The organism is Phenylobacterium sp., from assembly GCF_046463815.1.
GTDB lineage: Bacteria > Pseudomonadota > Alphaproteobacteria > Caulobacterales > Caulobacteraceae > Phenylobacterium.
The window spans coordinates 46,410-70,673 of record NZ_JBKBRO010000023.1 but is presented as its reverse complement, the minus strand read 5'-3'; the positions used below and the strand labels follow the sequence as shown (position 1 = coordinate 70,673).

The window sequence follows — 24,264 nt, the reverse complement described above, 5'->3', positions numbered from 1 at the left end:
CCCTGCACGCCTACCGCCGCATGGTCGCCGCCGCCCGCGCCGAGGCGCCCGAGATCGCCGCCGACCCGCGCAACCTGACCATCTTCTCGGGCTACCGCTCGCCCAGCGCCGACGCCGCGCGCTGCCAGGCGGAAGGCAATTGCGACGGGATCGTCCGCGCGACCTGCTCGCCGCACCGGACGGGACTGGCCCTCGACCTCTACGTGGGCCAGGCGCCCGGCTACCGGCCGGACTCCAGCGCCGATCCCAACCGGCTCCACATGACGCGGACGGCGACCTACCGCTGGCTGCTGGCCAACGCCGGGCGGTTCGGATTCGTGAACTATCCCTTCGAGCCCTGGCATTGGGAGTGGACGGGCGAACCGCCCTGAAACCATCGCATAACTTGTGTTGCACGCGCCCAGGTGGCGCCACTAGGGTCCTGCTCCATGGCCAGCTTGACCGTGAACGGCGTGACCCTCGCCTATGACGACATCGCCCCGCCGGGCCCGCCGGCCCATACCGTGGTCCTGCTGCACGGGTACGCCTCGAACCGGAAGGAGGGCTGGCGCCGCACCGGCTGGTGCGCCGCGCTCGAACGGCGCGGCGCCCGGGTGATCACCCTCGACCAGCGGGGCCATGGCGAAAGCGGCAAGCCCCACGATCCCGCCGCCTACACGCGCGACAGGCTCGCCGCCGACGTGCTGGCGCTGCTGGACCACCTGGGCGTCGGGCGTTGCGATCTCATCGGCTACTCCATGGGGACGCGCACCGCCGTCCAGGCCGCCCTCCAGGCGCCGGAGCGGTTCTCGAACCTCGTCCTCGGCGGGGTCGGTGGGCGCTTCTTCGAGCCTCGCGAGCCGGGACAGGCGGAGGCGCTCGCCCAGGCCATGCTGGCCGACGATCCCGAGACCGTCGAACACCCCTTGCTCCGCAGCTTCCGCCATTTCGCCGACGAGCAGGGCGAGGACCGGGCCGCGCTCGCCGCCTTCAGCCGGGCAGAGAACCCGCCCGTCGACCGCGAGGCCCTGGCGGAGCTTTCCATGCCGGTGCTGGTGGTGGCGGGCCAGCGCGACGACACCGCCGGAGATCCCGACGAGCTGGCGCGGGCCTTCCCGAACGGACGGGCCGTGACCGTGGCCGGCTGCGACCACTTCTCGGCCATTCCGCACGCCCTGACCAAGGCCGCCGTGTTCGACTTCCTGGACGGCCTGCTGGACGATCCGTTCGAGGGACGCTTCTAGTTGCGCAGGAAGCTATAGGCGCCGCCCTTGTCCAGCGCCGCGCGGTAGGCGCTCCGCGCCTGGAAGCGCTCGACCCAGGCCTTGAGGTTCGGGAAGCCGTCGAGGCGTCCGAAGACGCCGGCGATCTCGCCCACGAAGCTGAGCTGGATGTCGGCGCCGCTCAGCGCCTCGCCCATGATCCAGTCCCGCCCGGCCAGCGCCCGGTCGATGTAGCCCAGGTGGTTGGAGAGTTCGCTGTCGATGCGGGGCTGCAGCGGCGCGCCGCCTTCGCCCAGCCGGGCCACGTAGAGCTGCAGCATCAGGGGCAGCATGGCCGAGCCCTCGGCGTAGTGCATCCACTGGTTATAGGTCTCGTAGGCGTCGCTCCCCATCGCCGGAGCGAGGCGTCCCGCCCCATGCCGGCGGATCACATAGTCGATGATGGCCCCGGACTCGTGGACCGTGCGCCCCTCGTCGGTGATCACCGGCGACTTGCCCAGGGGATGGACGGCCGTCAGTTCCGGCGGCGCCAGCCGGGTCACCGGATCGCGCTGGTAGCGCCTGATCTCGTAGGGCAGCGCCAGTTCTTCGAGCAGCCAGAGGATGCGCTGCGAGCGTGAATCGTTGAGGTGGTGGACGATGATCATGGCTTCTCCTTCCGGCGGCCCTCGTACCATGGCCCAGGTGGAGCGCCGCAGCTAGCGGGGTGCGAAGCCCTCGGCGATCAGGCCGATCTGCCGGTCCATGACCGCGATCAGGCGGGCCGTGTCGGCGCCCTCCGTGACCACCAGCCGGTAGGTCCAGGCGTAGGCCGCCATCAGCAGGTCGACGATCTCCTGGGGATCGGCGTCGGCGCGGATGTCGCCCTCGGCCACGCCCTTGGCGAGGCATTCGCGGATCATTGCCTGAAGCCTCGGCGTCCGCCCATAGGGCCTTGCGGCCGCCGGCAGGGTCCAGTCGTAGGCGGCGGCGATGTGCGACAGGAAGAGCCGCACGTGCGGCGCCTCGAAATTGAAGTGGATGGCGAACATGGTCCGCAGCCGGTCGGCCGGAGGGCCGCGGACGTGCGGCATCACCCGGTCGAGCTCGGCGTAGAGGCCGTCGAGCCGGCTCTGCATCACCTCGGAGAGGATCTCTCCCTTCGAGGCGAAGGTCGTGAAGACGCTGCCCACGGCCACCCCGGCGTGCCGGGCGATGTCCCGGATCGTCGCGCCCTGGTAGCCGTGAGTGTCGAACAGTTCGCGCGCGGCGGCGATCACCCGCTGGCGGGTCGCCTCCTTCTGCGACCGCCGGGCGGGCGTCTTCAGCGCCTCCAGATCGACCTCGGCCTTCATCCTCCCCCCGGAAGACCTGGCTAGCCGCGGCGCGCGCCGGCCAGCAGGATGCGGATCTGGTCCCGCGCCCTGGCCTGCAGCGCCTCGAGGCTCCAGCCGTCGAAGATCGCCTGGGCGTAGTTGGAGAGGTAGGCCTCGAACAGCATCTGGCTGCGCAGCTTCACCTCGGCCTCCTGGCTGAGTTCGCCCCGCTCGACGGCCAGGTTCAATTGCTCGGTGAACAGCTCCTGCATGGCCTGCACCGGCGCGAGCCCGCGCAGGGAGGGGCCGCCATCCGGCGTCCACGATACGCTGAACGCCGCCCGGGCCAGCGGCAGCCTGGACTTGTAGAAGCCGTAGCCGGCCATGAAGATTTTCAGGAGGACGTCCTCGACGCCCCGGCCCTTGGCGGCGGCCTCGCGCATGGCCTCTCCCAGGGCCTCGCAGTCAGCCGTCATGATCTCGCGGAACAGGTCGGACTTGTCGGTGAAGTTGGCGAAGACGGCGCCCGTGGACATGCCGGCGGCGGCCGCGATGTCGCGGATCGTGGCGCCCTCATAGCCCTCTTCCGAGAAGAGGCGGCGCGCGGCGGCCAGGACCTTGGCGCGGGTCTGCTGCTTGGCGAGCGCCCGGCGGGTGGGGGCGCGAACCGAGGCCTCGACGGAGACCTGGTTGGGGGAGATGTGCTTCATCGGTCTTGCGTGCACGCCGGGGGGAGCCGGCGGTCCTTCTGTCGATGGCGTCCCCGGCGGATCGGGGACATTGGGTGAACGCGTTCAAATAACCTGTTACCGGAAGCCGCATCTGACGTGTCGCGGCTCGCGGCGCAACCCTTTGCGGCCAAGCGTCGCAACGGGGAATCCGAGGGAAACGTCGGCGTTCGGGCTGAGCCCCGAATCTGCGTTCAGGCTGGATCGCGGGTCGTTGAACATGATCGACACCGCCCAAGTCAAGCCGAAAGCCGCCAGGCGGTCTTTGCTGTGGCCGCAGGCCGCGGGGAAGCCTAAATTACGGGCATGGATCCGTTCGACTTCCTCGTTCCCGCCGCCCTGACCGCCGTGGCCGTCGTGCTGGCCATCGGCATCTACGCCCTCTTCCGCGGCGGCGACTTCGGCCGGTCCTATTCCAACAAGCTGATGCGCCTGCGGGTCGTCATGCAGGCGCTGGCCATCGTGATCCTGGTGGCCGCCGTCTGGTGGCGCAGCCAGGCTTAAGGCGCGTGGTCACCCTCAACCGCATCTACACCCGGGCCGGCGACCAGGGAACGACCCGGCTGGCCACCGGCGAGCCCGTCAGCAAGGCCGATCTGCGGGTGGAGGCCTATGGCGCGGTCGACGAGACCAACGCCTGCCTGGGCCTGGCCCGCGTCCACACGGCCGCCGACGCGGCCCTCGACGCCCTGCTGGCCCGCATCCAGAACGAGTTGTTCGACCTCGGCGCGGACCTCTCGACGCCGCCCAGGGCGGACGAGGCGGAGGGCGCGGTCCTGCGCGTCTCGGACGGCCAGGTCGAACGGCTGGAAGGCGAGATCGACGCCTTCAACGACCGGCTGCCGCCCCTGCAATCCTTCGTGCTGCCGGCCGGGACGCCGGCCGCGGCGGCCCTGCACCTGGCGCGCACGGTTTGCCGTCGGGCGGAACGCGCCACGGTGCGGCTTGTCGACGCGGGCGAGCCGGTGAGCGCGCCGGCCCTGCGCTATCTCAACCGGCTGTCGGACCTGCTGTTCGTCGTCGCGCGCTTCGCCAACGACGAAGGCCGCTCGGAAGTCTTCTGGAAGTCGGGCGCGACGCGCTGAGCCTCAGGGCTGCTTGGGCGCGGGAGCCGCAGGGCGGCCGATGGCGGCGCGGGCCTCGGCCTCGGCCTGCTTGTCCTGAATGGTGCGGCCGGTGATGTCCGAGATCAGCACCGGCTGGGCGCAGACCCGCTGGCCGGGGTCCCACCACTTCCTTTGGGACTCGCACTTCTTCTGCGGCAGGGCCCAGCCGACGGTCCACACGATGACGCCGACCACCAGGACGGCGAACACCGCCAGGAAGATCAGCTTCAGACGCTCGATGGTCGGGTTCATGGCCGCCTTCTAGGAATTTGCGCGGTGTCTGGCTAGCGTCACACGCGCTTCAAATTGCGGCGCCTGCGAAGGCCGGCGGCCTTGCAATGCGCGCCGGAACCTTTATTGCCCCCTCCCGTCCCATTTTTTCGCAATGCAAATTTGAGGCGCTAGCGACCCATGAAGGTGTTGGTCCCGGTCAAGCGGGTGATCGACTATAACGTCAAGGCTCGGGTTAAAGCCGACCAGACGGGCGTCGACCTCGCGAACGTGAAGATGTCGATGAACCCCTTCTGCGAGATTGCCGTGGAAGAGGCCGTCCGCCTGAAGGAAAAGGGCGTCGCCACCGAGGTGGTGGCCGTGTCCGTGGGCCCGACCCAGGCGCAGGAAACCCTGCGCACGGCGCTGGCCATGGGCGCCGACCGCGCCATTCTCGTCCAGACGGACCAGGACCTGGAGCCGCTCGCCGTGGCCAAGGTGCTGAAGGCCATCGTCGCCGAGGAGAACCCCGAGCTGGTCGTGATGGGCAAGCAGGCCATCGACGGCGACAACAACGCCACCGGCCAGATGCTGGCGGCCCTCCTCGACTGGCCGCAGGCGACCTTCGCCAGCGCCCTCGAGGTGGGCGGCGGCAAGGCCAAGGTGACCCGTGAGGTCGACGGCGGCCTGCAGACCATCGAAGCCACCCTGCCCGCCGTGGTCACGGCGGACCTGCGCCTCAACGAGCCGCGCTACGCCAGCCTGCCCAACATCATGAAGGCGAAGAAGAAGCCGCTCGACGTGAAGGAGCTCGGCTCCCTCGGCGTCGACACGGGCTCGCGCCTGAAGGTCGTGAAGGTCACCGAGCCGCCGAAGCGCGCCGGCGGCATCAAGGTCGAAACGGCCGCCGACCTGGTCTCGAAGCTGAAGAACGAAGCGGGGGTGCTCTAATGGCCGTTCTCGTCATCGCCGATCACGACAACGCCTCGCTGAAGGACGCCACCCACAAGACCGTCACCGCCGCCCAGAAGCTGTCGGGCGACGTCGACGTCCTGGTGGCGGGGACGAACACCGCGGCCATCGCGGCCGAGGCCGCCAAGATCGCCGGCGTCCGCAAGGTGCTGGCCGCCGAGGGCGCCGAACTGGGCCAAGGCCTGGCCGAGGCCTTCGAGGCCCTGGTGGTTCCTCTCATGGCGAACTACGACGCGGTGCTCACGCCCGCGACCTCGCAGGGCAAGAACATCAGCCCGCGCATCGCCGCCAAGCTGGACGTGGCCCAGATTTCGGACATCGTCGAGGTGGTGGACGCCAACACGTTCGTGCGCCCGATCTACGCCGGCAACGCGCTGGAGACCGTCCAGTCGTCGGACGCCAAGAAGGTGATCACGGTCCGCCCGACGGTCTTCAAGGCCGCCGGCGAGGGCGGTTCGGCCAAGGTCGAGACGATCGCCGCCCCGGCCGCTCCGGCCAAGGTGAAGTTCGTCGGCCAGGAGATCGTGAAGTCGGCCCGTCCCGAGCTCTCGGGCGCCAAGATCGTCGTCTCCGGCGGCCGCGCCATGGGCTCCGCCGAGGAATTCCAGCGGGTCATCGAGCCCCTGGCCGACAAGCTGGGCGCCGCCGTGGGCGCCAGCCGCGCCGCGGTGGACGCCGGCTACGCGCCGAACGACTACCAGGTCGGCCAGACCGGCAAGGTCGTGGCCCCCGAGCTCTATGTCGCCATCGGCATCTCGGGCGCCATCCAGCACCTGGCCGGCATGAAGGACTCCAAGGTGATCGTGGCGATCAACAAGGATCCCGACGCGCCGATCTTCCAGGTCGCCGACTATGGCCTGGTGGCCGACTACAAGACCGCCGTCCCCGAGGTCATGGACGAGCTTTCCAAGATCGGCAAATGACCGCCTAGCGGGTCACGCCGGGCGACCATTCAAGGGGCGGCTCCGCCAGGGGCCGCCCCTTTCCTTTGCCGCCTAGATGTGGAACCTCAACAGGTTGTCCTGATCCAGCCCGGGTCGGCTGATGGGTGTCTGTGATCCTGTTCCGCCGTGCGGACGATGCCAGTTGTAGCGGTGGAGCCAGGTCGGCAGGGCGGCGGCCCGGCGCCGGAGCTACGGCCGCGCGGCCGAGGAGCTCTCGGTGACCCACGGGGCCGTCAGCCAGCAGATCCGCCGCCTGGAGGCCGAACTCGGCGCCCGCCTCTTCGAGCTGGGCTTCTGGGCGGTGTGGCGCGCGGACCGTCGAAAGCTCCGCCGGATACACGCCCTGCGCGACTGGCTGATGGCTGCGGCGAAGGACGCGGCAAACGCGGAAGTTGCGGAACTCGCCTGACGCTCGCGCGGCGGTGTTGCGGCGCAGCAAATCCCTTGTCGCACTGCGTTGAACGCGTGTTAGAACGTTGTCACACATCGGGTGCGCCAAGGGCGCGCCGGTTTCGAGGCTTAGGCTGAATGGTTCAGATCAGGTCGGTCGGCGTCATCGGCGCCGGCCAGATGGGCTCAGGCATCGCGCATGTCTGCGCTCTCGGCGGTTATGACGTCCTGCTCCACGACGTCAGCGCCGAGCGTATCCAGCAGGGCATCGCCCTCATCGAGAAGAACATGACCCGCCAGGTGACGCGCGGGCTCATCACCCAGGACGCCATGGAGGCGGGGCTCGGGCGCATCAAGGCCGCGCCGGAGCTCCAGGCCATCGGCGCCGCGGATCTCGCCATCGAGGCGGCGACCGAGAACGAGGACGTCAAGAAGTCCATCTTCAAGGCGCTGTCGCCGCACCTGGCCAAGGACACCATCCTGGCCTCCAACACCTCGTCGATCTCGATCACCCGGCTGGCGTCGGCCACGGACCGTCCCGAGCGGTTCATCGGCCTGCACTTCATGAACCCGGTGCCGCTGATGAAGCTGGTGGAGATCATCCGCGGCATCGCCACCGGTCCGGACACCTACGAGACGGCGGTCAACTTCGCCAAGTCGCTGGGCAAGACCACCTCCAACGCCGAGGACTTCCCCGCCTTCATCGTCAACCGGATTCTGGTGCCGATGATCAACGAGGCGATCTACACCCTCTACGAGGGCGTGGGCACGGTCGACGCCATCGACACGGCCATGCGGCTGGGCGCCAACCACCCGATGGGGCCGCTGGAGCTCGGCGACTTCATCGGCCTGGACACCGTCCTGTCGATCATGAACGTGCTGTACGAGGGCCTGGCCGACTCCAAGTACCGGCCCTGTCCGCTGCTGGTGAAGTACGTCGAGGCCGGCTGGCTGGGCCGCAAGACGGGCCGCGGCTTCTACGACTACCGCGGCGAACACCCCGTCCCCACGCGCTGATCCGAAATTGTCTGCAAGCCGGCGTCGGCTTGCGGCATGCTCGTCCGTCCTAGGGATCGGACGAGGTCATTGCCATGCTGTACGCCCTGCTCTGCTACAACGACGAGGACGTGGTCTTCTCCTGGAGCCAGGAGGAGGACGACGCCGTGATGGCGCGCCTGAACGTGGTCCACGACCGCCTGCGCGAGGCGGGCAAGATGGGACCGTCTCTGCGGCTCGTCCCCACCACCGCGGCCACCACCCTGCGCAAGAGCGATCCGCCCCTGGTCATCGACGGCCCCTTCGCCGAGACCAAGGAGCAGCTCCTCGGCTTCTACGTCATTGACTGCGCCGACCTGGACGAGGCGCTGGCCATCGCCAGGGACCTTGGCGAGGCCAATCCCGGCGGGGCCTACGAGATCCGCCCGATCCGCCTGTTCCTGCCCGGCGCCTTTGAGCCCTCCCGCGAAGCGGCCGAGGCCGGCGCCTGAGCCATGCACGACCTGGCCTGGATCAACGGCGCCATCGCGGCGGCCCGCCCCCAGGCGGTCGGCGCCCTGCTGCGCTATTTCCGGGACCTGGACACGGCCGAGGAGGCGTTCCAGGACGCCTGCCTGCGCGCCCTCAAGAACTGGCCCGCGAACGGCCCGCCGCGGGACCCGGCCGCCTGGCTGATCATGGTCGGGCGCAACGCCGCCCTGGACGGCGTGCGCAAGCGCGCCCGCCAGACCGAGCTGCCGCCCGAGGAGGTCCTCTCCGACCTCGACGACGCCGAGACGGCCGCCGTGGAGCGGGTGGACGGCGCCGACTACCGCGACGACGTCCTGCGCCTGCTGTTCATCTGCTGCCACCCCGAGCTGCCGGCCACCCAGCAGGTGGCGCTCGCGCTGCGCATCGTCTCGGGCCTGTCGGTGAAGCAGATCGCCCGCGCCTTCCTGGTCAGCGAGGCGGCGATGGAGCAGCGGATCACCCGGGCCAAGGGCCGCATCGCCCAGGCCGACGTGCCGTTCGAGACCCCCGGGCCGGTCGAGCGGGCCGAGCGCCTCGCGGCCGTGGCGGCCATGCTCTACCTCGTCTTCAACGAGGGCTATTCGGCGGGCGGGCCCCGCGCGCCCCTGGCCGAGGAGGCGATCCGCCTCACCCGGCTGCTGCTGCGCCTCTACCAGACCGAGCCCGAGATCATGGGCCTGCTGGCGCTCATGCTCCTGCAGCACGCCCGCAACCGGGCCCGCTTCGACGAAGACGGCTCGATCATCCTGCTGGACGACCAGGACCGGGCGCTCTGGGACCGGAACCAGATCGTCGAAGGCCTGGCCCTGATCGACAAGGCCATGCGCCACCGCCGCCCCGGCCCCTACCAGGTGCAGGCGGCCATCGCCGCCCTGCACGCGCGCGCGGCCGCGCCCGAGGACACCGACTGGGCCCAGATCGAGCGGCTCTACGCCACCCTCGAACGGCTCCAGCCTTCGCCGGTCGTCACCCTCAACCGGGCCGTGGCGGTGAGCAAGGTCGAGGGCCCGCAGGCCGCGCTGGCCATGATCGAGCCGCTGGCGGACCGGCTCTCGGGCTACTTCCATTTCTTCGGCCTGAAGGGCGCGCTGCTGCTGGAGCTCGGCCGCGACGCCGAGGCCCGGATCGCCTTCGACCGGGCCATCGCGCTCGCCAACACCCCCGCCGAGGCCGCCCATATCCGCCAGCACCTGGACCGGCTCATCCAGGAGCGCGCTCCGGCCCGGCCCTAATCGGCCGGCTCCTGATCATCGATTCCTGCGGTCCATTGTCGGCGCGGCGTGGTCTTGTTCGTCCTCGAAGAGGGGACAGCAAAGGAGACGCCCCATGTCAGAGACCCTTGAGGCCCAGGTTCCAGCCCCCGTCGAGACCAAGGGCGGCGTGGTGGCCTACCTGAATATCGAAGGCGCCCTCCGGGCGGCCGAGTTCTACCAGAAGGCTTTCGGCGCGACCGTCGCCGCCCAGGTCCCCCCTGACGAGAAGGGGCGGAGCCTGCACGTCCACCTCTACGTCAACGGCTCCTCGGTGATGCTGAGCGACTTCTATCCCGAGCACGGCTTCAGCCCGGTGAAGGCGGCCGCCTTCTCGCTCATGCTGCCGGTCGACGACATCCAATTCTGGTTCAAGCGCGCCGTGGACGCCGGCTGCGAGGTCGTCCAGCCGGTGCAGAAGATGTTCTGGGGCGACTTCTACGCCGAGGTCCGCGACCCGTTCGGCGTGTCGTGGTCCATGGACCAGCCGGATCGCTGACGCGCCCCAAGCCCGCGGCCGCCCTCCCCCGGCCGCGGGCCCTCCCCTTTCCGAACATCCGGAACACAGACATGACCATTGTCACCCAAGCGTCCCCGGCTGCGCCGTACGGCGCTGTTCGGCGGCGCCTGCGCGGTGCACATGGTCGCCGGCAATCCGCTGTTCAGCCACATGCTGTTCGGACCCTACCTGGCCGTATTCGCCTGGGGCGGCCTCTGGTTGCGGGACGCGGCGCTGAGGGAAGTCTTTCCCCTGCGGCGGTAGCGCGCCGCAGCGCCGCGTCAAACCATTCGACTTCCTGGGATTCCTCGTCGGATACTCAAGGTTGATTCGGATGGCGGACCCATGCGGCGGCTCACGCTAGCACTCCTCTGCGCGACCTACCTCTGCCTCTCCCTGATCGTCGCGCTCACGCTGTGGCGGAACGGGGGCGGTTGGGGCGCCGGCGTCGCGGCCCTGGTGGGCGGGCTCGGCCTCTGCTTCGCCTTCCACGGCCTGATCGCCCGGGCGCTCGAAGCCGGCGCCATCCGCGGCGAAATCGACGCCGTCCGCGAAGCCCACAAGATCCTGCTGGACCAGGTCGAGCGCCTGGACGCCCGCCTCATCCAGGTGGCCGAGATCGTCGAGGGCGACGTCCACCGCTCCGAGGAGCTGTCGGACGAGGTCCATTTGCTGGAACGCCTCGTCCAGCGCATGCAGCAGCGGCTGGAGGAGCACGCCGAGGCCCCGGCGCCGGCCCGGGAAGGCGTCGCCGCCCGCCACCGGGCCACGGGCCTCTTCGAGACGGTCCGCGAGGCGCTGGCCGAGAACCGGGTGGACCTCTACCTCCAGCCCGTCGTCGCCCTGCCCCAGCGCAAGACGGTCTTCTACGAAAGCTTCTCGCGCCTGCGCGACGCCACGGGCCGGGTGATCATGCCGGCCGAATACCTGTCGGTGGCCGAGCCCGCCGGCCTGATGACGGCCATCGACAACCTGCTGCTGTTCCGCTGCGTGCAGATCGTCCGCCGGCTGGCCAAGCAGGATCGCAAGATCGGCATCTTCTGCAACGTCTCGATGGCCAGCCTCGCCGACGAGAGTTTCTTCCCGCAGTTCCTGGAGTTGCTGGCCGCCAACCGCGACCTCGCCGGCGCCCTGATCTTCGAGATCGGCCAGGCGGCCTTCGACGCCCGCGGCTCGGTCGAGGCCCGCAACATGGGCAAGCTGGCCGATCTCGGCTTCCGCTTCAGCCTCGACAAGGTGGTCGACCTGGACTTCGACCTCCAGGACCTCGCCCGCGCGGACGTGAAGTTCGTCAAGATCGGCGCCCAGGGCCTGCTGGACGAGCTGACCGAGGTCGAGGGCCGCCTCGTGCTGCGCTCCTTGCCCGACCTCGCCGCCGAGGATTTCGCCGCGCTGACCCGCCGCTACGGCATCGAGCTGATCGCCGAGAAGGTCGAGAGCGAACGCCAGGTGGTCGACATCCTCGACCTCGACCTCGCCTACGGCCAGGGCCACCTGTTCGGCGAACCCCGGGCCATCAAGGACGCGGTCCTGGCCGAGGCCGGCGCCCCGCCGAACGTCACCCGCCTGAGCGTGCTGCGCAGCCGCGCGGCCTAGGGACCCGCTTCGGCGATTGACGCGGGCGCAGGGGGCCGATACCGCCGCCCCATGACCTCCCCGACCTTGGCCGACGGGCTCGGCGCGATCGCCGGCCTCTACGACGTCCTGCTCTGCGACGTGTGGGGCGTGATCCACAACGGCCGTGAAAGCTTCCCCGAGGCCTGCCGGGCGCTGGCCCGGTTCAAGGCCGAGCATGGCCCCGTCGTGCTGATCTCCAATGCGCCCCGGCCGAACGGCCCGGTGATCGAGCAGCTCGCCGGCCTGGGCGTGGGGCCCGAGGCGTTCTCCGAGGTGGTGACGTCCGGCGACGCCACCCGCACCCTGCTGGCCGAGCGGGCGCCGGGACCGTTCTGGAAGCTGGGTCCCGACCGCGACTGGCCGCTCTACGAGGGGCTCGATCTGGATTTCGTCGACCTCGACCAGGCGCGCTACATCGCCTGCACCGGCCCCTTCGACGACGAGGTGGAGACCCCCGAGGACTACCGCGAACGCTTCCAGGCCGCCGCGGCCCGTGGCGTCGAGATGATCTGCGCCAACCCCGACATCGTGGTCCAGCGGGGCGACAAGCTGATCTACTGCGGCGGGGCGCTGGCCCAGCTCTACGAGGCGCTGGATGGCAAGGTGGCCATGGCCGGCAAGCCGCACAAGGCGATCTACGACCTGGCGCTCACTCGGGCGGCCGAGCGCCTGGAGCGGCCGGTGGACCGCTCGCGGGTGCTCTGCATCGGCGACGGCCTGGGCACCGATATCCGCGGCGCCAACGCCCAGGCCCTGGACGTCCTCTTCGTCGCCAACGGCATCCACGGCCAGGAGACGGTTCGCGACGGCCGGCTCGACATGTCGGTCGCGCGGCGCCTGCTGGACGTCGAGGGCCTGACGGCGACCTGGGCCTTGGCCGACCTGGTCTGGTAAGACGTCCGTGACCGCAGGGGATGACGACGGGATGAAGGGTTTCTTCTTCGACGAACTCAGCGTGGGCCAGAGCGCCGAGATGACCCGCACCGTGGGCGCCGCCGACATCGAGGCCTTCGCCGCCGTGTCGGGCGACGAGAACCCGGTGCACCTGGACGAGGCCTACGCCAAGGGCACGGCGTTCGGCGAACGCATCGCCCACGGCATGCTGTCGGGCGCCTACATCTCGGCGGTCCTGGGCACGAAGCTTCCCGGTCCGGGCGCCATCTACCTGTCGCAGTCGCTGCGCTTCCGCCGGCCGGTGCATATCGGCGATGTGGTCACCGCCCGGGTGACGGTGAAGGCCCTGGACGAGCGCCGCGGCCACGTGACCCTCGATACGGTGTGCGAGGTCGACGGCCGAGCCGTGGTGGACGGCGAAGCCCTGGTCATCGCCCCTCGCAAGCCCGCATGAAGCGCATCCGGGTCATCCGCGGCTGGAAGACCCTGCCCGCCGAGGACCGCGGCGCGGCGGTCGCCATGGGCAGCTTCGACGGGGTTCACCGCGGGCACCAGAAGGTCATCGCGCTCGCCGCCCAGGCCGCCGGCCGGCTGAACGCGCCGCTGGGCGTCATCACCTTCGATCCCCACCCGCGCGTCTATTTCCGCCCCGAAGAACCGGCCTTCCGGCTGATGAAGACCGACCAGCAGGCCCGCGCCCTGGAGGCCCTGGGCGTCGACATCCTCTACGTCCTGCCGCTCGGCCCCGAGCTCGCCGAGATGACCGACCGCGAGTTCGCCCGCGAGGTGCTGCACGAGGGCCTGGGCGCCCGACACGTGGCCGTCGGCTTCGACAACTCCTTCGGCAAGGGCCGCACCGGCAGCCCCGCCACCATGCGCGCCTACGGCGAGGAGATGGGCTTCGGCGTCTCGGTGGCCGAGCCGGTCGGCGACGGCGAAGGCCGCAAGTTCTCGTCCACCGACGTGCGCGACGCCCTGAGGGACGGCCGCCCCGACCTGGCCGCCGAGATCCTGGGCCGCCCGTTCGCCATCGAGGGGCCGGTGCAGAGGGGCCGCCAGCTCGGCCGCAAGCTGGGCTTCCCCACCGCCAACGTCGACCTGGCCGACTATGTGACGCCGCGCTTCGGCGTCTACGCCACCCGCACCCGCCTGCCCGACGGCCGCGAGATCCCGGGCGTGGCCAACATCGGCGTCAACCCGACGGTGGACGGGATCACCCGGCCGCTGCTGGAAGTCTGGCTCTTCGACTTCGATGAGGACCTCTACGACCAGGTGATCGAGACCGACCTGATCGCCTTCCTGCGGCCCGAGGAGAAGTTCCCGAGCCTGGAGGTCATGACCAAGCAGGTCATGGCCGACGCCAAGGCCGCCCGCGACCTCCTGATGCCGGAGTTCTGAGGAGACGCCGCGCTTGGGTTCGCGCGCGCTCTCTGTTAGACGCTTGCGCCCATGACTTCGGTTCGGACGAGCCTGCGAATTACCCGCCCGGCGTGACGCCGCCGGACGAGCCCGTTCCAGCGCGCGCCGGGTTTCACCCGCACCTCGAACCCCTCCGGACCCTGTTGGAAAGTCCCATGGCCGACGACGCCGAGAAGCCTGCCCGCGACTATCGCGAGACCGTCTTCCTTCCCGAGACCCCGTTCCCCATGCGCGCGGGCCTGCCGCAGAAGGAGCCGCAGATCCTGGCCCGGTGGGCCGAGATCGACCTCTACCACGCCATGCGGGCCGAGCGTCAGCGCGCTGGCGCGCCGCTGTTCGTGCTGCACGACGGGCCGCCCTATGCGAACGGCGCGATCCACATCGGCCACGCTCTGCAGAAGACCCTGAAGGACTTCGTGGTCCGCTCGCGCTTCCTCTTGGGCTACGACGTCGACTTCGTCCCCGGCTGGGACTGCCACGGCCTGCCGATCGAGTGGAAGATCGAGGAGGAGCTTCGCGCCCAGGGCCGCCGCAAGGACGAGGTCTCCAAGGCCGAGTTCCGCACGCGCTGCCGCGAGTACGCCGCCCACTGGATCGACGTGCAGCGCGAGGGCTTCAAGCGCCTGGGCGTGATCGGCGACTGGGAGAACCGCTACGCGACCATGGACTATGGGAGCGAGGCCGCCATCGTGGCCGAGTTCCACAAGTTCGCGGCCTCCGGCCAGCTCTATCGCGGCTCCAAGCCGGTGATGTGGAGCCCCGTGGAGCGCACCGCGCTGGCCGACGCGGAGGTCGAGTACCACGACCACGTCAGCCCCACGATCTGGGTGAAGTTCCCGGTGGCCGAGGGCAGCGACGCCGCCCGCGGCGCGAGCGTGGTCATCTGGACGACCACGCCCTGGACCATCCCGGCCAACCGGGCGGTCAGCTACAATCCGGACATCGCCTACTCGGTCTATCAGGTCGAGGCGATGGAGGGGGGCCTGGAGTTCGAGCCCTGGGCCAAGCCGGGCGACCGGCTGATCGTCGCCGACAAGCTCGCCGCCGACGTGATGGCCGCCGCCAAGGTGGCGAAGTTCCGCAAGGTCGAGGCCGTCGACTGTCAGGGCATGGTCTGCGAGCACCCGCTGGCGGCGCTCGACACCCACTACAGCTTCCAGGTCCCGCTGCTGGCCGGCGACCACGTCACCGACGACGCGGGCACGGGCTTCGTGCACACCGCGCCGGGCCACGGCGCGGACGACTACGCGGTCTGGCTGGCCCACGGCCATCGCGAGATTCCCGACACGGTCGACCCCGATGGCGCCTACTATCCGCACGTGGCCCTGTTCGGCGGGCTGAAGGTGCTGGAGACCGAGGGCAAGAAGGCCGGCAAGTTCGGCCCGGCCAACGGCGCGGTCATGGAGAAGCTGATCGAGGCCGGCCGCCTGCTGGCCCGCGGCCGGCTGGAGCACAGCTATCCCCATTCCTGGCGCTCCAAGGCGCCGGTGATCTTCCGCAACACCCCCCAGTGGTTCATCCGCATGGACGAGCCGGTGGACACCCCCGAGCTGGGCGGCCGCACCCTGCGCGAGACGGCGCTGGAGGCCATCGAGGCCACCGCCTTCCATCCCGCCCAGGGCAAGAACCGCATCCGTTCGATGGTCGAGAGCCGGCCGGACTGGCTGATCAGCCGCCAGCGGGCCTGGGGCGCGCCGCTCGCGATGTTCGTCGACAAGGACACGGGCCAGCCGCTGCACGACCCCGAGGTCGACCGCCGCATCGTGGACGCCATCCGGGCCGAGGGCGCCGACGCCTGGTTCACCCGCCCCGCCGCCGACTTCCTGGGCAGCCACGACCCCGACCGCTACGAGAAGGTCGAGGACATCCTCGACGTCTGGTTCGACAGCGGATCGACCCACGCCTTCACCCTGGAAGGCCGCGCCCACACCCGCTGGCCCGCCGATCTCTACCTTGAGGGCTCGGACCAGCACCGCGGCTGGTTCCAGTCGTCCCTGCTGGAAAGCTCGGGCACGCGGGGCCGCGCCCCCTACAACGCCATCCTCACCCACGGCTTCGTCATGGACGAGGCCGGCGAGAAGATGTCCAAGTCGAAGGGCAACGTCGTCGATCCCGAGCGGGTGATCGGCGAGAGCGGGGCCGAGATCATCCGCCTGTGGACCGCGATGATCGACTATTCCGACGACTGCCGGATCGGCAAGACCATCCTGCAGACCACCTCGGACGCCTACCGCAAGCTGCGCAACACCGTACGCTACCTGCTGGGCGCGCTCGCCGACTACTCGCCGGACGAGGCGGTCGAGCTCGACCAGATGCCGCCACTGGAGCGCTTCATCCTGCACCGGCTGTGGGAGCTCGACGGCCAGGTCCGCGCCGCCTACGAGGCCTACCTGTTCCAGGACGTCATCCGGCCGGTGCTCGACTTCTGCCAGGACGAGCTGTCGGCCCTGTTCTTCGACATCCGCCGCGACAGCCTCTACTGCGACCGGCCCGACGCCGTCCGCCGCCGCGCCGCGCGCACGGTCATGGACGCGGTGTTCGAGCGCCTGACGGCGTGGCTCAGCCCGCTCATCCCCTTCACCATGGAGGAGGCCTGGACCACGCGGTACCCGGACGCCCACTCCAACTGCCTGCGGGTGATCCCGCAGACACCGGCCGAGTGGCGCAACGACGCCGAGGCCGCGCGCTGGGCCAAGGTGCAGGAGGCGACCTCGGTCGTCACCGGGGCGCTGGAGGTCGAGCGGCGCGAGAAGCGCCTCGGCGCGGCGCTCGAGGCCGCCCCGAAAGTCCACATCGCCGACGCCGACCTGCTGGCGGCCTTCGACGGCCTCGATCCGGCCGAGGTGTTCCGCACCAGCCAGGCGACGCTGGTCGCGGGCGAAGGCCCGCCCGGCGCCTTCCGGCTGGCAGAGGTCCCGGGCGTGGCGGTCGAGCCGCTGCGCGCCGAGGGCCGCAAGTGCGCGAGGTCCTGGCGCATCCTGCCGGAGGTGGGCTCCGATCCGCGCTATCCGGACCTGTCGCTGCGCGACGCCGACGCCGTGGCCGCCTGGGACGCCGCCCACGGCAAGGTGGACGCATGAGGTCGGTCACCCGTCAGGGATGGGCGGCCCTGGGCCTCGCCATCTTCATCGTCGTCGCCGACCAGCTCTCCAAGTCGTGGGTCCTGCCGCTCCCCGAGCGCCTCCCCCACGAGGTATTCGGCCCGCTCCAGATCACGCGGATCTGGAACAACGGCGTCAGCTTCGGCCTCTTCCAGGCCGATTCGGACCTCGTGCGCTGGGGCTTCGTGGTCTTCTCCCTGCTGGTGGCGGTCCTGCTGGGCGTCTGGGCCCAGCGCACCGAGCGCCTGTTCCCGGCCGTTGGCCTGGGTCTGGTCATCGGCGGCGCGATCGGCAACGCCATCGACCGCGCGCGCTTCGGCGCTGTGGTGGACTTCATCGACGTCACCCGGCTGGGCTTCTTTCCGTGGATATTCAACATCGCGGACTCGGGCATCACGATCGGGGTGATCGTGCTGCTGCTCGACAGCCTGCGGCGAGAGACCCCCGCCTGACGGCGTTGGCGGGGCTTTCCGATTGAGGTATTGCCGTTGTTTCGAGGCCGGGGGCGGCCCAAGGAGCTTGTACGAGTTCATGAGCGTCAACCGAGTGATCGTCGCCGTCGCGGCTCTGGCCGCCGTCGGCCTGGCGGGATGCCAGTCGACCCAGAAGGCGCTGGGCATGTCCAAGGTGACCCCTGACGAATTCCGCGTGGTGACCAAGGCGCCGCTGGTGGTGCCGCCGGATTACGCCCTGCGCCCGCCGGCGCCCGGCGAGCCGCGTCCCCAGGAACTGCAGCCCGAAAGCGCCGCGCGCAACGCCCTGCTGGGCCAGCGCGAGGCCGAGCTGCGCTCCGACGGCGAGAAGCTGCTGGTGGCCAAGGCCGGCGCCGAGAAGGCCGATCCGCTGATCCGCTATGTGGTGGACGACGAGTTCGGCGACGTGGCCCACAAGGAAAAGAGCTTCGCCGACCGGGTGATGTTCTGGAAGAAGGGCGAGCCCCAGGCGGCCGCCCAGCCCGGCCTGGACAACGTCGCCGCCCCGGTGGACGCCGCGGCCGAGGCCGAGCGCCTGGCCAAGCTGACCGGCAACAAGCAGATCGTCATCCAGCGCGAGGGCAAGAGCCGGATCAAGCTTCCGGGCCTCTGATCGCCGTGAAGCTCTACCGCTACCTGACCGGGCCGGACGATTCCGCGTTCTGCCACCGCGTGACGGCGGCCCTGAACCAGGGCTGGTCGCTGCACGGCGGCCCGACCCTGACCTATGACGCGGAGGCCAAGCGGGTGATCTGCGGCCAGGCGATCGTGAAGGAGGTCGAGGGGGACTATTCCCCCGACCTGAAGCTCTCCGAACTTTAGGGCCCGCCCCTACACCTCTCGGCCCTACACCTCTCCGGGCGTCTTCACCTCGAACCCCTGCTGGCGCAGCCGGTCCAGTACGCCGCCCTGCGCGAGCAGGGGGCGGAGCGGCACCAGGGCGATGGCGTGGCCGGGCTTGGCCAGCGCCTTCTGGATGGCCCCGGCCGTATCGGCCTTGGTCCGCTCGTCGAAGGCCCGTCCGCCGGGGACCATGGCCAGGCAGCGCTCGTAGGTCCGCTCGTTCTCCAGCGCCCCGTGCACGTCGCCCTGCGCCCAGGCCCGGGCGGCGGCGAGCGTCACGCCCGGCCCGGCCTCGGCCTGGTTCAGCACCTCGTCGAAACAGATCCGCCCGACCGACGGCGAGGTCCGGATGATCGCCCCCAGCAGCGGGCCGATGTCGTAGGTCTTCTCGACCACCGGCACGCCCGCCCGGCGGGCCAGCAGCTCCACCAGCTTGGCCGGGTCGGTGGTCGTCAGGTTCGAGGACTCCCGGTAGTCCGAGGCGAGCTGCACCCCGGCGGCCAGGGGATTGGACGTGGGATAGTGTTTGGCCGAATGGCCCAGCCGCTCGCGCACCGCGACGAACCGGGCCTGGGTGGCGGGATCGAGGTGCTTCTCGAACGGCCCGCCCGAGCGCAGCCGCAGCAGGTTGAAGCCGGCCCCCACGACGCCGACGCTCTTCGCCCGGATGTTGGTGAAGGGCAGGATGACTTCGTTGGCGCCTTCCAGCCGCCGCTCGAAGACGCCCCGGTCCCACTCCATGCGCTTGGGCGCCAGCGAGGGCACGCCCAGGACATAGACGGTCGTGTCCCCGTCCGAGACGCGCCACCACGCCGGCCCGGGCAGGCGGCCGGTGACCACCAGCTCCTCGACCAGGGTGGCGTCCGGGTCGGCCGGAACCAGCGGGACCTGCGCCGGGGCGGGCGTGGCGGCCAGCAGGACGACTGCGCAGAGAGAGGCGAGGCGATTCAGCATCGGGCGTCAGGCTCCTCGGAATCGTACTATCTAGGAAGGCTGAGACGAAATTCCGCCATGCCCATCCGCCGCCTGCCGCCCGAGCTCATCAACCGCATCGCCGCCGGCGAGGTGGTGGAGCGGCCTGCGAGCGCCGTGAAGGAGCTGGTGGAGAACGCGCTCGACGCCGGATCGACCCGGGTCGAGGTCCAGGCCGACGGCGGGGGCCTCTCGCGCATCCTGGTGGCCGACGACGGCTGCGGCCTCTCCGCCGACGAGCTGCCGCTGGCCGTGGAGCGCCACGCCACCTCCAAGCTCGCGCCCGGCGACGACGGCGACTACGACCTCCTGCGAATCCTGACCCTGGGCTTCCGGGGCGAGGCCCTGCCCTCGATCGGCTCGGTGGCCCGGCTCTCCATCGCCAGCCGGGCGAAAGGTCAGGCCGAGGCCAACGCCATCTTCGTGGACGCTGGGGCGGTGGGCCAGGTGGGCCCGTCGGCCTTCCCCGGCCCGCACGGCGCCCGGGTGGAGGTCCGCGACCTCTTCTACGCCACCCCGGCGCGCCTGAAGTTCATGAAGTCCGAGCGCGCCGAGTCCCTGGCCATCACCGAGGAGCTGAAGCGCCAGGCCATGGCCCACGAGGCGGTGGGCTTCGCCCTCGACCTCGATGGACGCCGCACCCTGCGCCTGCCCGCCGAGGCGGCCGGGCCGGAGGGCCGCCTCGCCCGCCTCTCGGCCATCATGGGCCGGGAGTTCTCGGACAATGCGCTCCCCATCGACCACGCGCGCGAGGGCGTGCGCCTGTCGGGCTTCGTGGGCCTGCCGACCTTCAACCGGGGCAACGCCGCCCACCAGTTCCTGTTCGTCAACGGCCGTCCGGTGCGCGACCGGCTGCTGCAGGGCGCGCTCCGGGCCGCCTACGCCGACTTCCTGGCCCGCGACCGCCATCCGGTGGCCGCCCTCTACGTCGAGCTCGATCCCGACCAGGTGGACGTCAACGTCCATCCGGCCAAGGCCGAGGTCCGCTTCCGCGATCCGGGCCTCGTGCGCGGCCTGATCGTCGGCGGCCTGCGCCACGCGCTCGCCGCCGCCGGCCACCGCGCCTCCACCACCGTCTCCCAGGCCGCCCTCGGCGGCTTCCGGCCCGCGGGCTTCCCGCCGCCGCAACCTTCCGCCGCCGGCTTCTCGGCCTGGCGCCAGGGCGGCTGGACGCCCGCCGCCGTGGCGGATCAGGTGCTGCCGGGCCTTTCCGAACTGTCGGCCCGCGCCGAGCCGGACGCCTATGAACCGGCGGGCATGTCCGAGGCGCCCTCTCCCGCCCCGGTGTTCGATCCGGTGGACTTCCCCCTGGGCGCGGCCCGGGCCCAGGTGCACGAGACTTACATCGTCGCCCAGACCCGGGACGGCGTGGTCATCGTCGACCAGCACGCCGCCCACGAGCGCCTCGTCTATGAGCGCATGAAGGCCGAGATGGCCGAGGGCGGCGTCGCCCGCCAGGCCCTGCTGCTGCCCGAGGTGGTCGAGCTCGATCCCGCCGAGGCCGAGCGGGTCGCCGCCCGCGCCGAGGAGCTGACCGCGCTCGGCCTGGTGCTGGAGCCCTTCGGTCCCGGCGCGGTCCTGGTGCGCGAGGTCCCCGCCCTGCTGGGCGACACCGACGTCGTGGGCCTGGTGCGCGACATCGCCGACGACCTGACCGAGAACGGCCAGGCCCTGGCGCTGAAGGAACGGCTGGAGGAGGTCTGCGGGACCATGGCCTGCCACGGCTCGGTCCGGGCCGGCCGGCGGCTCACCGCGCCCGAGATGAACGCCCTGCTGCGCCAGATGGAGGCCACGCCCCACTCCGGCCAGTGCAACCATGGCCGCCCCACCTATGTCGAACTGAAGCTGGCCGACATCGAGCGTCTCTTCGGCCGGCGCTAAGCTCCCGCGCGCCTCAGGAACCAGACCTTGGCCGCGCCGTACTCGCGGGCGTCCAGGAGTTCGTAGCCGGGGACCTGCAGCGGCGGTTCGGCCACGCCGCGCTCCACCACGACGAGCGCGCCGGGCGCCAGCCAGCCGCCCTCCGCCAGCTTCGCCAGCACGATCTCGGCCAGGCCCTTGCCGTACGGCGGGTCGAGGAAGGCCAGGTTGAACGCGGGGCCGTCGGCGCCGGGGCGCACGCCCAACTGGGTCGCATCGCGCCGGTGCACGCGGGTGCGGCCGAAGAGGCCCATCCCATCGACGTTCTCGCGGATCGCGCCCCGGGCGGCTTCGTCCGTCTCGACGAACAGGCAGAAGGCCGCGCCGCGCGACAGGGCCTCGAAGCCCAGGGCGCCGGAGCCCGCGAACAGGTCGATGACGCGCGCGTCCCGCACGCCGTCGGACCACGGGGCGTGCTCCAGGATGTTGAAGATGGCCTGGCGGGCGCGGTCCGAGGTAGGGCGCGTGCCCTGACCGGGCGGCGTGACCAGGGCCTTGCCGCGGAAGTCGCCGGAAACGATGCGCATGGTCAGCCTCGACGGCCCTGTCCTGGGCGCTTGGGGCCGGGACGCCGAGGTCCGGGGCGCGCCGGGCCTGGACGCGCGGGTGCGGCGGGCCTGGCGCGAGCCGCGGGTTTCGGCCCGGTGGGCGTCCTCGGCGCGTTCAGCGTCTTGCCCTCGATCTTGGCCTTCAGCTTGGCCTTGGAGGGACCTTTGGCGTGGCCCGGCTTGGGCTTGGGCTTGGCCCAGCCGGCCTTGTAGGCCTTCCTGGCCTTGGGCTCGGGCGGGGGCGGGACGAGCTCGGTGGCGGCCGCCTCCTGCCGCGCCCGGCGGGACTTGGCGGCGGGGGAACGGTACTGCGGCCGGTCGCCCTTGGGCAGGTTCTCCGGGAGGATGAAGTCGGAGAGCTGCTCGCGGATCACGCGGGGGCCCACCTCCTCGACCTCGCCGACGCCCAGGGTCCCGAGCGCGAACGGTCCGTACGACAGGCGGATCAGCCGGTTGACCTTCAGGCCCACGGCCTCCAGCACGCGGCGGACCTCGCGGTTCTTGCCCTCGTGCAGGGTGACGGTGAGCCAGAGGTTCGCCCCCTGCGGGCCGTCCTTGGCCTTGTCGAGCCGGGCGTCGATGGAGCCGTAGCGGACGCCCTCGACGGTGATGCCGTCCTTCAGCCTGTCCAGCCGCTCCTGGGTGATCCGCCCGTGCGCCCGGGCGCGGTAACGGCGCACGATCCCGGTGGCCGGGAGTTCAAGGGCGCGCGCCAGCCCGCCGTCGTTGGTCAAGAGCAGCAGGCCCTCGGAGTTGAGATCCAGGCGGCCCACCGAGATCAGCCGCGGCAGCTCCCGCGGCAGGGCCTCGAACACCGTCGGGCGGCCCTGAGGGTCCTTGTGGGTCGTCACCAGCCCCACGGGCTTGTGGTAGCGGAACACGCGCACAGGCTCAGGCTCGCCCACCACCGCGCCGTCGACGGTGATGATGTCGCCCGCCTCGACCTTCACAGCCGGGGTCGTCAGCACCTGGCCGTTGATCGCCACCCGGCCTTCCTCGATCAGCCGCTCCACGTCGCGGCGCGAGCCGACGCCCGAGCGGGCGAGCAGCTTGGCGATGCGTTCGCCGCCCGTGGGGTCTTCACCTGAAGGGTCGTCTTCGGAGAGCCGGGCTTGACCGGAGGACGCCCGGCCGGTTCGTTGCGGATCGTGGACCATGATCGCCGCACCATGCGCATCGCGCTGCAAGCCGCGCAAGACGCCGCCGAGGCCGGCGAGACGCCCGTGGGCGCCGTCGTGGTCGATCCGGCCACCGGCGAGGTGATCGCGGTGGGCGCCAACCAGCCCATCTCGGCCCATGACCCCACGGCCCACGCCGAGATCGTGGCGCTGCGGGCGGCCGCCTGGAAGCTCGGCAACTACCGGCTCACCGGCCTGACCCTCGTCGTCACGCTGGAGCCCTGCGCCATGTGCGCCGGCGCCATCAGCCACGCGCGGATCGGTCGCGTCGTGTTCGGCGCCGAGGACCCCAAGGGCGGCGCGGTCGTCCATGGCCCCCGGTTCTTCGACCAGCCCACCTGCCACTGGCGCCCCGAGGTCGAGGGCGGCGTCCTGGCCGGGGAGAGCTCGGCGATGCTCAAGGCCTTCTTCCGCGCCCGGCGGAAGACGGGAGCCCAGGTCGCCCTCAGTCGAACGCCGCCAACCTCGCGTCCAGGCGGTCGCGGACCGCGGGCCACTCGTCGGCGAGGATCGAGAAGATCACCGTGTCGCGGATGCGGCCGGTCCAGGTGACGCGGTCCTGGCGCAGGATCCCTTCCTGCACGGCGCCCAGCTTGGTCACCGCCGCCCGGCTGCGGGCGTTCAGCGCGTCCACGCGATAAACCACCCGCCGCGCGCCGCTGCCGAAGGCCTCGCCCATCATCAAGCGCTTGGCGGCGGGATTGACCGCGCCGCCCCGCCGGTCGGGCCGGTAGTAGGTGCCGCCCACCTCCAGCACGGCGTTGGGCCGGTCGATCAGGTAGAACGTGGTGACGCCCACGACCTCCCGGTCCGCGATGACGGCGTAGGGGACGGTGTTCCCGTCCGCCTGGTCGGCGCGGAGCCTGGCCCAGGTCGGGTCGAAGTGCTCGTTCGCCCAGGAGTAGGGATAGAGCTCGGCCCAGATCCGCTGGTCGGCGTTGCAGGCCGCGCGCAGGCCCTCTCGGTGCGCCTCGTCCATCGGCTCAAGGCGCACGAAGCGGTTCTCCAGCACCTTCGGCTGGAGCTGCATGGCGGGCGGGAACGGCGCCGGCGCGGCTTGGGACATGGCGGCCTCCTTCGGAGCGGACCTTTAGCGGGCGGGTGGACTGCCCGACAGGTCCACTTTCAACGCACCGATCGGGCCACTTTCCCGGCTGGAATCGGGCTCGGGATTTTTTTCGCTCAGACGCTCAAAAA

Annotated in this window: 28 protein-coding genes and 3 pseudogenes; 22 read left to right on the top strand and 9 right to left on the bottom strand. The window is 70.9% G+C overall.

Features of this window, described 5'->3' with window-relative positions:
• Both ACK4TT_RS15400 and ACK4TT_RS15395 read left to right on the top strand, forming a co-directional pair.
• A partial coding sequence (locus ACK4TT_RS15400) for a M15 family metallopeptidase (protein ID WP_410213346.1) occupies positions 1-371 on the top strand: 371 nt, incomplete at its 5' end.
• A gap of 57 nt (positions 372-428) precedes the next feature.
• The gene (locus tag ACK4TT_RS15395) at positions 429-1,223 is read left to right on the top strand and encodes an alpha/beta fold hydrolase (protein ID WP_409634456.1); all 795 of its coding nucleotides are present in this window, start codon (positions 429-431) and stop codon (positions 1,221-1,223) included.
• On the opposite strand, the gene ACK4TT_RS15390 is transcribed toward ACK4TT_RS15395, so the two are convergent.
• From ACK4TT_RS15390 to ACK4TT_RS15380, 3 genes are read right to left on the bottom strand one after another with little or no spacing between them, the layout of a single operon-like run.
• Positions 1,220-1,849, bottom strand: a complete 630-nt coding sequence (locus ACK4TT_RS15390) for a glutathione S-transferase family protein (protein WP_410213345.1) — start codon at positions 1,847-1,849, stop codon at positions 1,220-1,222. The genes ACK4TT_RS15395 and ACK4TT_RS15390 overlap by 4 nt on opposite strands.
• Positions 1,850-1,900: 51 nt before the next feature.
• A complete protein-coding gene (locus tag ACK4TT_RS15385; RefSeq protein WP_409634462.1) occupies positions 1,901-2,536 on the bottom strand; it encodes a TetR family transcriptional regulator in 636 nt (211 codons plus the stop codon).
• Positions 2,537-2,556: 20 nt separating this feature from the next.
• Complete coding sequence (locus ACK4TT_RS15380) at positions 2,557-3,207, bottom strand: TetR/AcrR family transcriptional regulator (protein WP_409634465.1); 651 nt, start codon at positions 3,205-3,207, stop codon at positions 2,557-2,559.
• Between the two features lie 324 nt (positions 3,208-3,531).
• Here ACK4TT_RS15380 and ACK4TT_RS15375 point away from each other — a divergent pair, with 324 nt between their 5' ends.
• A complete protein-coding gene (locus ACK4TT_RS15375) occupies positions 3,532-3,729 on the top strand; it encodes a twin transmembrane helix small protein (protein WP_409634468.1) in 198 nt (65 codons plus the stop codon).
• Between the two features lie 5 nt (positions 3,730-3,734).
• A complete protein-coding gene (locus ACK4TT_RS15370; protein ID WP_409634470.1) occupies positions 3,735-4,310 on the top strand; it encodes a cob(I)yrinic acid a,c-diamide adenosyltransferase in 576 nt (191 codons plus the stop codon).
• 3 nt (positions 4,311-4,313) lie between these two features.
• Here the strand turns inward: ACK4TT_RS15370 and ACK4TT_RS15365 are convergent, their stop codons facing one another.
• Entirely contained in the window at positions 4,314-4,583 is a 270-nt protein-coding gene (locus ACK4TT_RS15365) for a hypothetical protein (protein ID WP_409634472.1), read from the bottom strand.
• A gap of 159 nt (positions 4,584-4,742) precedes the next feature.
• Between ACK4TT_RS15365 and ACK4TT_RS15360 the strand changes: the two genes are divergently transcribed.
• Together ACK4TT_RS15360 and ACK4TT_RS15355 are read left to right on the top strand one after the other, a co-directional pair.
• Positions 4,743-5,492 (top strand): electron transfer flavoprotein subunit beta/FixA family protein, encoded by a 750-nt coding sequence (locus ACK4TT_RS15360; protein ID WP_409634474.1) that lies wholly within the window; start codon positions 4,743-4,745, stop codon positions 5,490-5,492.
• A complete protein-coding gene (locus ACK4TT_RS15355) occupies positions 5,492-6,436 on the top strand; it encodes an electron transfer flavoprotein subunit alpha/FixB family protein (RefSeq protein ID WP_409634477.1) in 945 nt (314 codons plus the stop codon). The genes ACK4TT_RS15360 and ACK4TT_RS15355 overlap by 1 nt, the downstream gene beginning before the upstream one ends.
• A 72-nt stretch (positions 6,437-6,508) precedes the next feature.
• Here the strand turns inward: ACK4TT_RS15355 and ACK4TT_RS15350 are convergent.
• Positions 6,509-6,637, bottom strand: a pseudogene (locus tag ACK4TT_RS15350) (IS481 family transposase); the annotation flags it as partial.
• Here ACK4TT_RS15350 and ACK4TT_RS15345 point away from each other — a divergent pair.
• The 14 genes and pseudogenes from ACK4TT_RS15345 to ACK4TT_RS15280 form a co-directional block, all read left to right on the top strand.
• A pseudogene (locus tag ACK4TT_RS15345) lies at positions 6,627-6,740 on the top strand (LysR family transcriptional regulator); the annotation flags it as partial. The pseudogenes ACK4TT_RS15350 and ACK4TT_RS15345 sit on opposite strands and share 11 nt — an antisense overlap.
• 245 nt (positions 6,741-6,985) lie before the next feature.
• Positions 6,986-7,864 carry a 3-hydroxybutyryl-CoA dehydrogenase gene (locus tag ACK4TT_RS15340; RefSeq protein ID WP_410213344.1) on the top strand — a complete coding sequence of 293 codons (879 nt, stop codon included), beginning with the start codon at positions 6,986-6,988 and terminating at the stop codon, positions 7,862-7,864.
• Positions 7,865-7,938: 74 nt separating this feature from the next.
• Entirely contained in the window at positions 7,939-8,334 is a 396-nt protein-coding gene (locus tag ACK4TT_RS15335) for a YciI family protein (protein ID WP_409634483.1), read from the top strand.
• A 3-nt stretch (positions 8,335-8,337) separates the two neighbouring features.
• Entirely contained in the window at positions 8,338-9,585 is a 1,248-nt protein-coding gene (locus ACK4TT_RS15330) for an RNA polymerase sigma factor (RefSeq protein ID WP_410213343.1), read from the top strand.
• 94 nt (positions 9,586-9,679) lie between these two features.
• Positions 9,680-10,102: a VOC family protein gene (locus ACK4TT_RS15325; protein WP_409634489.1), complete on the top strand. Its 423-nt coding sequence runs from the start codon at positions 9,680-9,682 to the stop codon at positions 10,100-10,102.
• A gap of 78 nt (positions 10,103-10,180) precedes the next feature.
• Positions 10,181-10,366, top strand: coding sequence for a hypothetical protein (locus tag ACK4TT_RS15320; protein ID WP_409634492.1), 186 nt, complete (start codon positions 10,181-10,183; stop codon positions 10,364-10,366).
• A gap of 81 nt (positions 10,367-10,447) precedes the next feature.
• Positions 10,448-11,698: an EAL domain-containing protein gene (locus tag ACK4TT_RS15315; RefSeq protein ID WP_409634495.1), complete on the top strand. Its 1,251-nt coding sequence runs from the start codon at positions 10,448-10,450 to the stop codon at positions 11,696-11,698.
• A gap of 51 nt (positions 11,699-11,749) precedes the next feature.
• Positions 11,750-12,613, top strand: a complete 864-nt coding sequence (locus tag ACK4TT_RS15310; RefSeq protein WP_409634498.1) for a TIGR01459 family HAD-type hydrolase — start codon at positions 11,750-11,752, stop codon at positions 12,611-12,613.
• 31 nt (positions 12,614-12,644) lie between these two features.
• Positions 12,645-13,067: a MaoC family dehydratase gene (locus ACK4TT_RS15305; protein WP_409634935.1), complete on the top strand. Its 423-nt coding sequence runs from the start codon at positions 12,645-12,647 to the stop codon at positions 13,065-13,067.
• Positions 13,064-14,011: a bifunctional riboflavin kinase/FAD synthetase gene (locus tag ACK4TT_RS15300; RefSeq protein WP_409634501.1), complete on the top strand. Its 948-nt coding sequence runs from the start codon at positions 13,064-13,066 to the stop codon at positions 14,009-14,011. Before ACK4TT_RS15305 ends, ACK4TT_RS15300 begins: the two co-directional genes overlap by 4 nt.
• 176 nt (positions 14,012-14,187) lie before the next feature.
• On the top strand, positions 14,188-17,112 hold the full coding sequence (gene ileS, locus ACK4TT_RS15295; protein ID WP_409634504.1) for an isoleucine--tRNA ligase: 2,925 nt from the start codon (positions 14,188-14,190) through the stop codon (positions 17,110-17,112).
• Positions 17,109-17,585: a signal peptidase II gene (gene lspA, locus ACK4TT_RS15290; RefSeq protein WP_409634507.1), complete on the top strand. Its 477-nt coding sequence runs from the start codon at positions 17,109-17,111 to the stop codon at positions 17,583-17,585. Before ileS ends, lspA begins: the two co-directional genes overlap by 4 nt.
• 79 nt (positions 17,586-17,664) lie before the next feature.
• Positions 17,665-18,219, top strand: a complete 555-nt coding sequence (locus ACK4TT_RS15285) for a DUF3035 domain-containing protein (RefSeq protein WP_409634509.1) — start codon at positions 17,665-17,667, stop codon at positions 18,217-18,219.
• Positions 18,220-18,224: 5 nt separating this feature from the next.
• On the top strand, positions 18,225-18,428 hold the full coding sequence (locus ACK4TT_RS15280) for a DUF1737 domain-containing protein (protein ID WP_409634512.1): 204 nt from the start codon (positions 18,225-18,227) through the stop codon (positions 18,426-18,428).
• A 24-nt stretch (positions 18,429-18,452) separates the two neighbouring features.
• Here ACK4TT_RS15280 and ACK4TT_RS15275 read toward each other — a convergent pair whose 3' ends face one another.
• Entirely contained in the window at positions 18,453-19,403 is a 951-nt protein-coding gene (locus ACK4TT_RS15275) for a TraB/GumN family protein (RefSeq protein WP_409634515.1), read from the bottom strand.
• Positions 19,404-19,460: 57 nt separating this feature from the next.
• Here ACK4TT_RS15275 and mutL point away from each other — a divergent pair, with 57 nt between their 5' ends.
• Complete coding sequence (gene mutL / locus ACK4TT_RS15270; protein ID WP_409634518.1) at positions 19,461-21,302, top strand: DNA mismatch repair endonuclease MutL; 1,842 nt, start codon at positions 19,461-19,463, stop codon at positions 21,300-21,302.
• Here mutL and rsmD read toward each other — a convergent pair.
• Together rsmD and ACK4TT_RS15260 are read right to left on the bottom strand one after the other, a co-directional pair.
• Entirely contained in the window at positions 21,299-21,868 is a 570-nt protein-coding gene (gene rsmD, locus ACK4TT_RS15265) for a 16S rRNA (guanine(966)-N(2))-methyltransferase RsmD (protein WP_409634521.1), read from the bottom strand. The two genes, mutL and rsmD, sit on opposite strands and share 4 nt — an antisense overlap.
• A 2-nt stretch (positions 21,869-21,870) precedes the next feature.
• A complete protein-coding gene (locus ACK4TT_RS15260; protein WP_409634524.1) occupies positions 21,871-23,046 on the bottom strand; it encodes a pseudouridine synthase in 1,176 nt (391 codons plus the stop codon).
• Between the two features lie 12 nt (positions 23,047-23,058).
• On the opposite strand from ACK4TT_RS15260, the pseudogene tadA reads away from it, so the two are divergent.
• Positions 23,059-23,493: pseudogene (gene tadA, locus ACK4TT_RS15255) on the top strand (tRNA adenosine(34) deaminase TadA); the annotation flags it as partial.
• 19 nt (positions 23,494-23,512) lie between these two features.
• On the opposite strand, the gene ACK4TT_RS15250 reads toward tadA, so the two are convergent.
• Positions 23,513-24,133 (bottom strand): GNAT family N-acetyltransferase, encoded by a 621-nt coding sequence (locus tag ACK4TT_RS15250; protein ID WP_409634530.1) that lies wholly within the window; start codon positions 24,131-24,133, stop codon positions 23,513-23,515.
• Between the last annotated feature and the right edge of the window lie 131 nt (positions 24,134-24,264).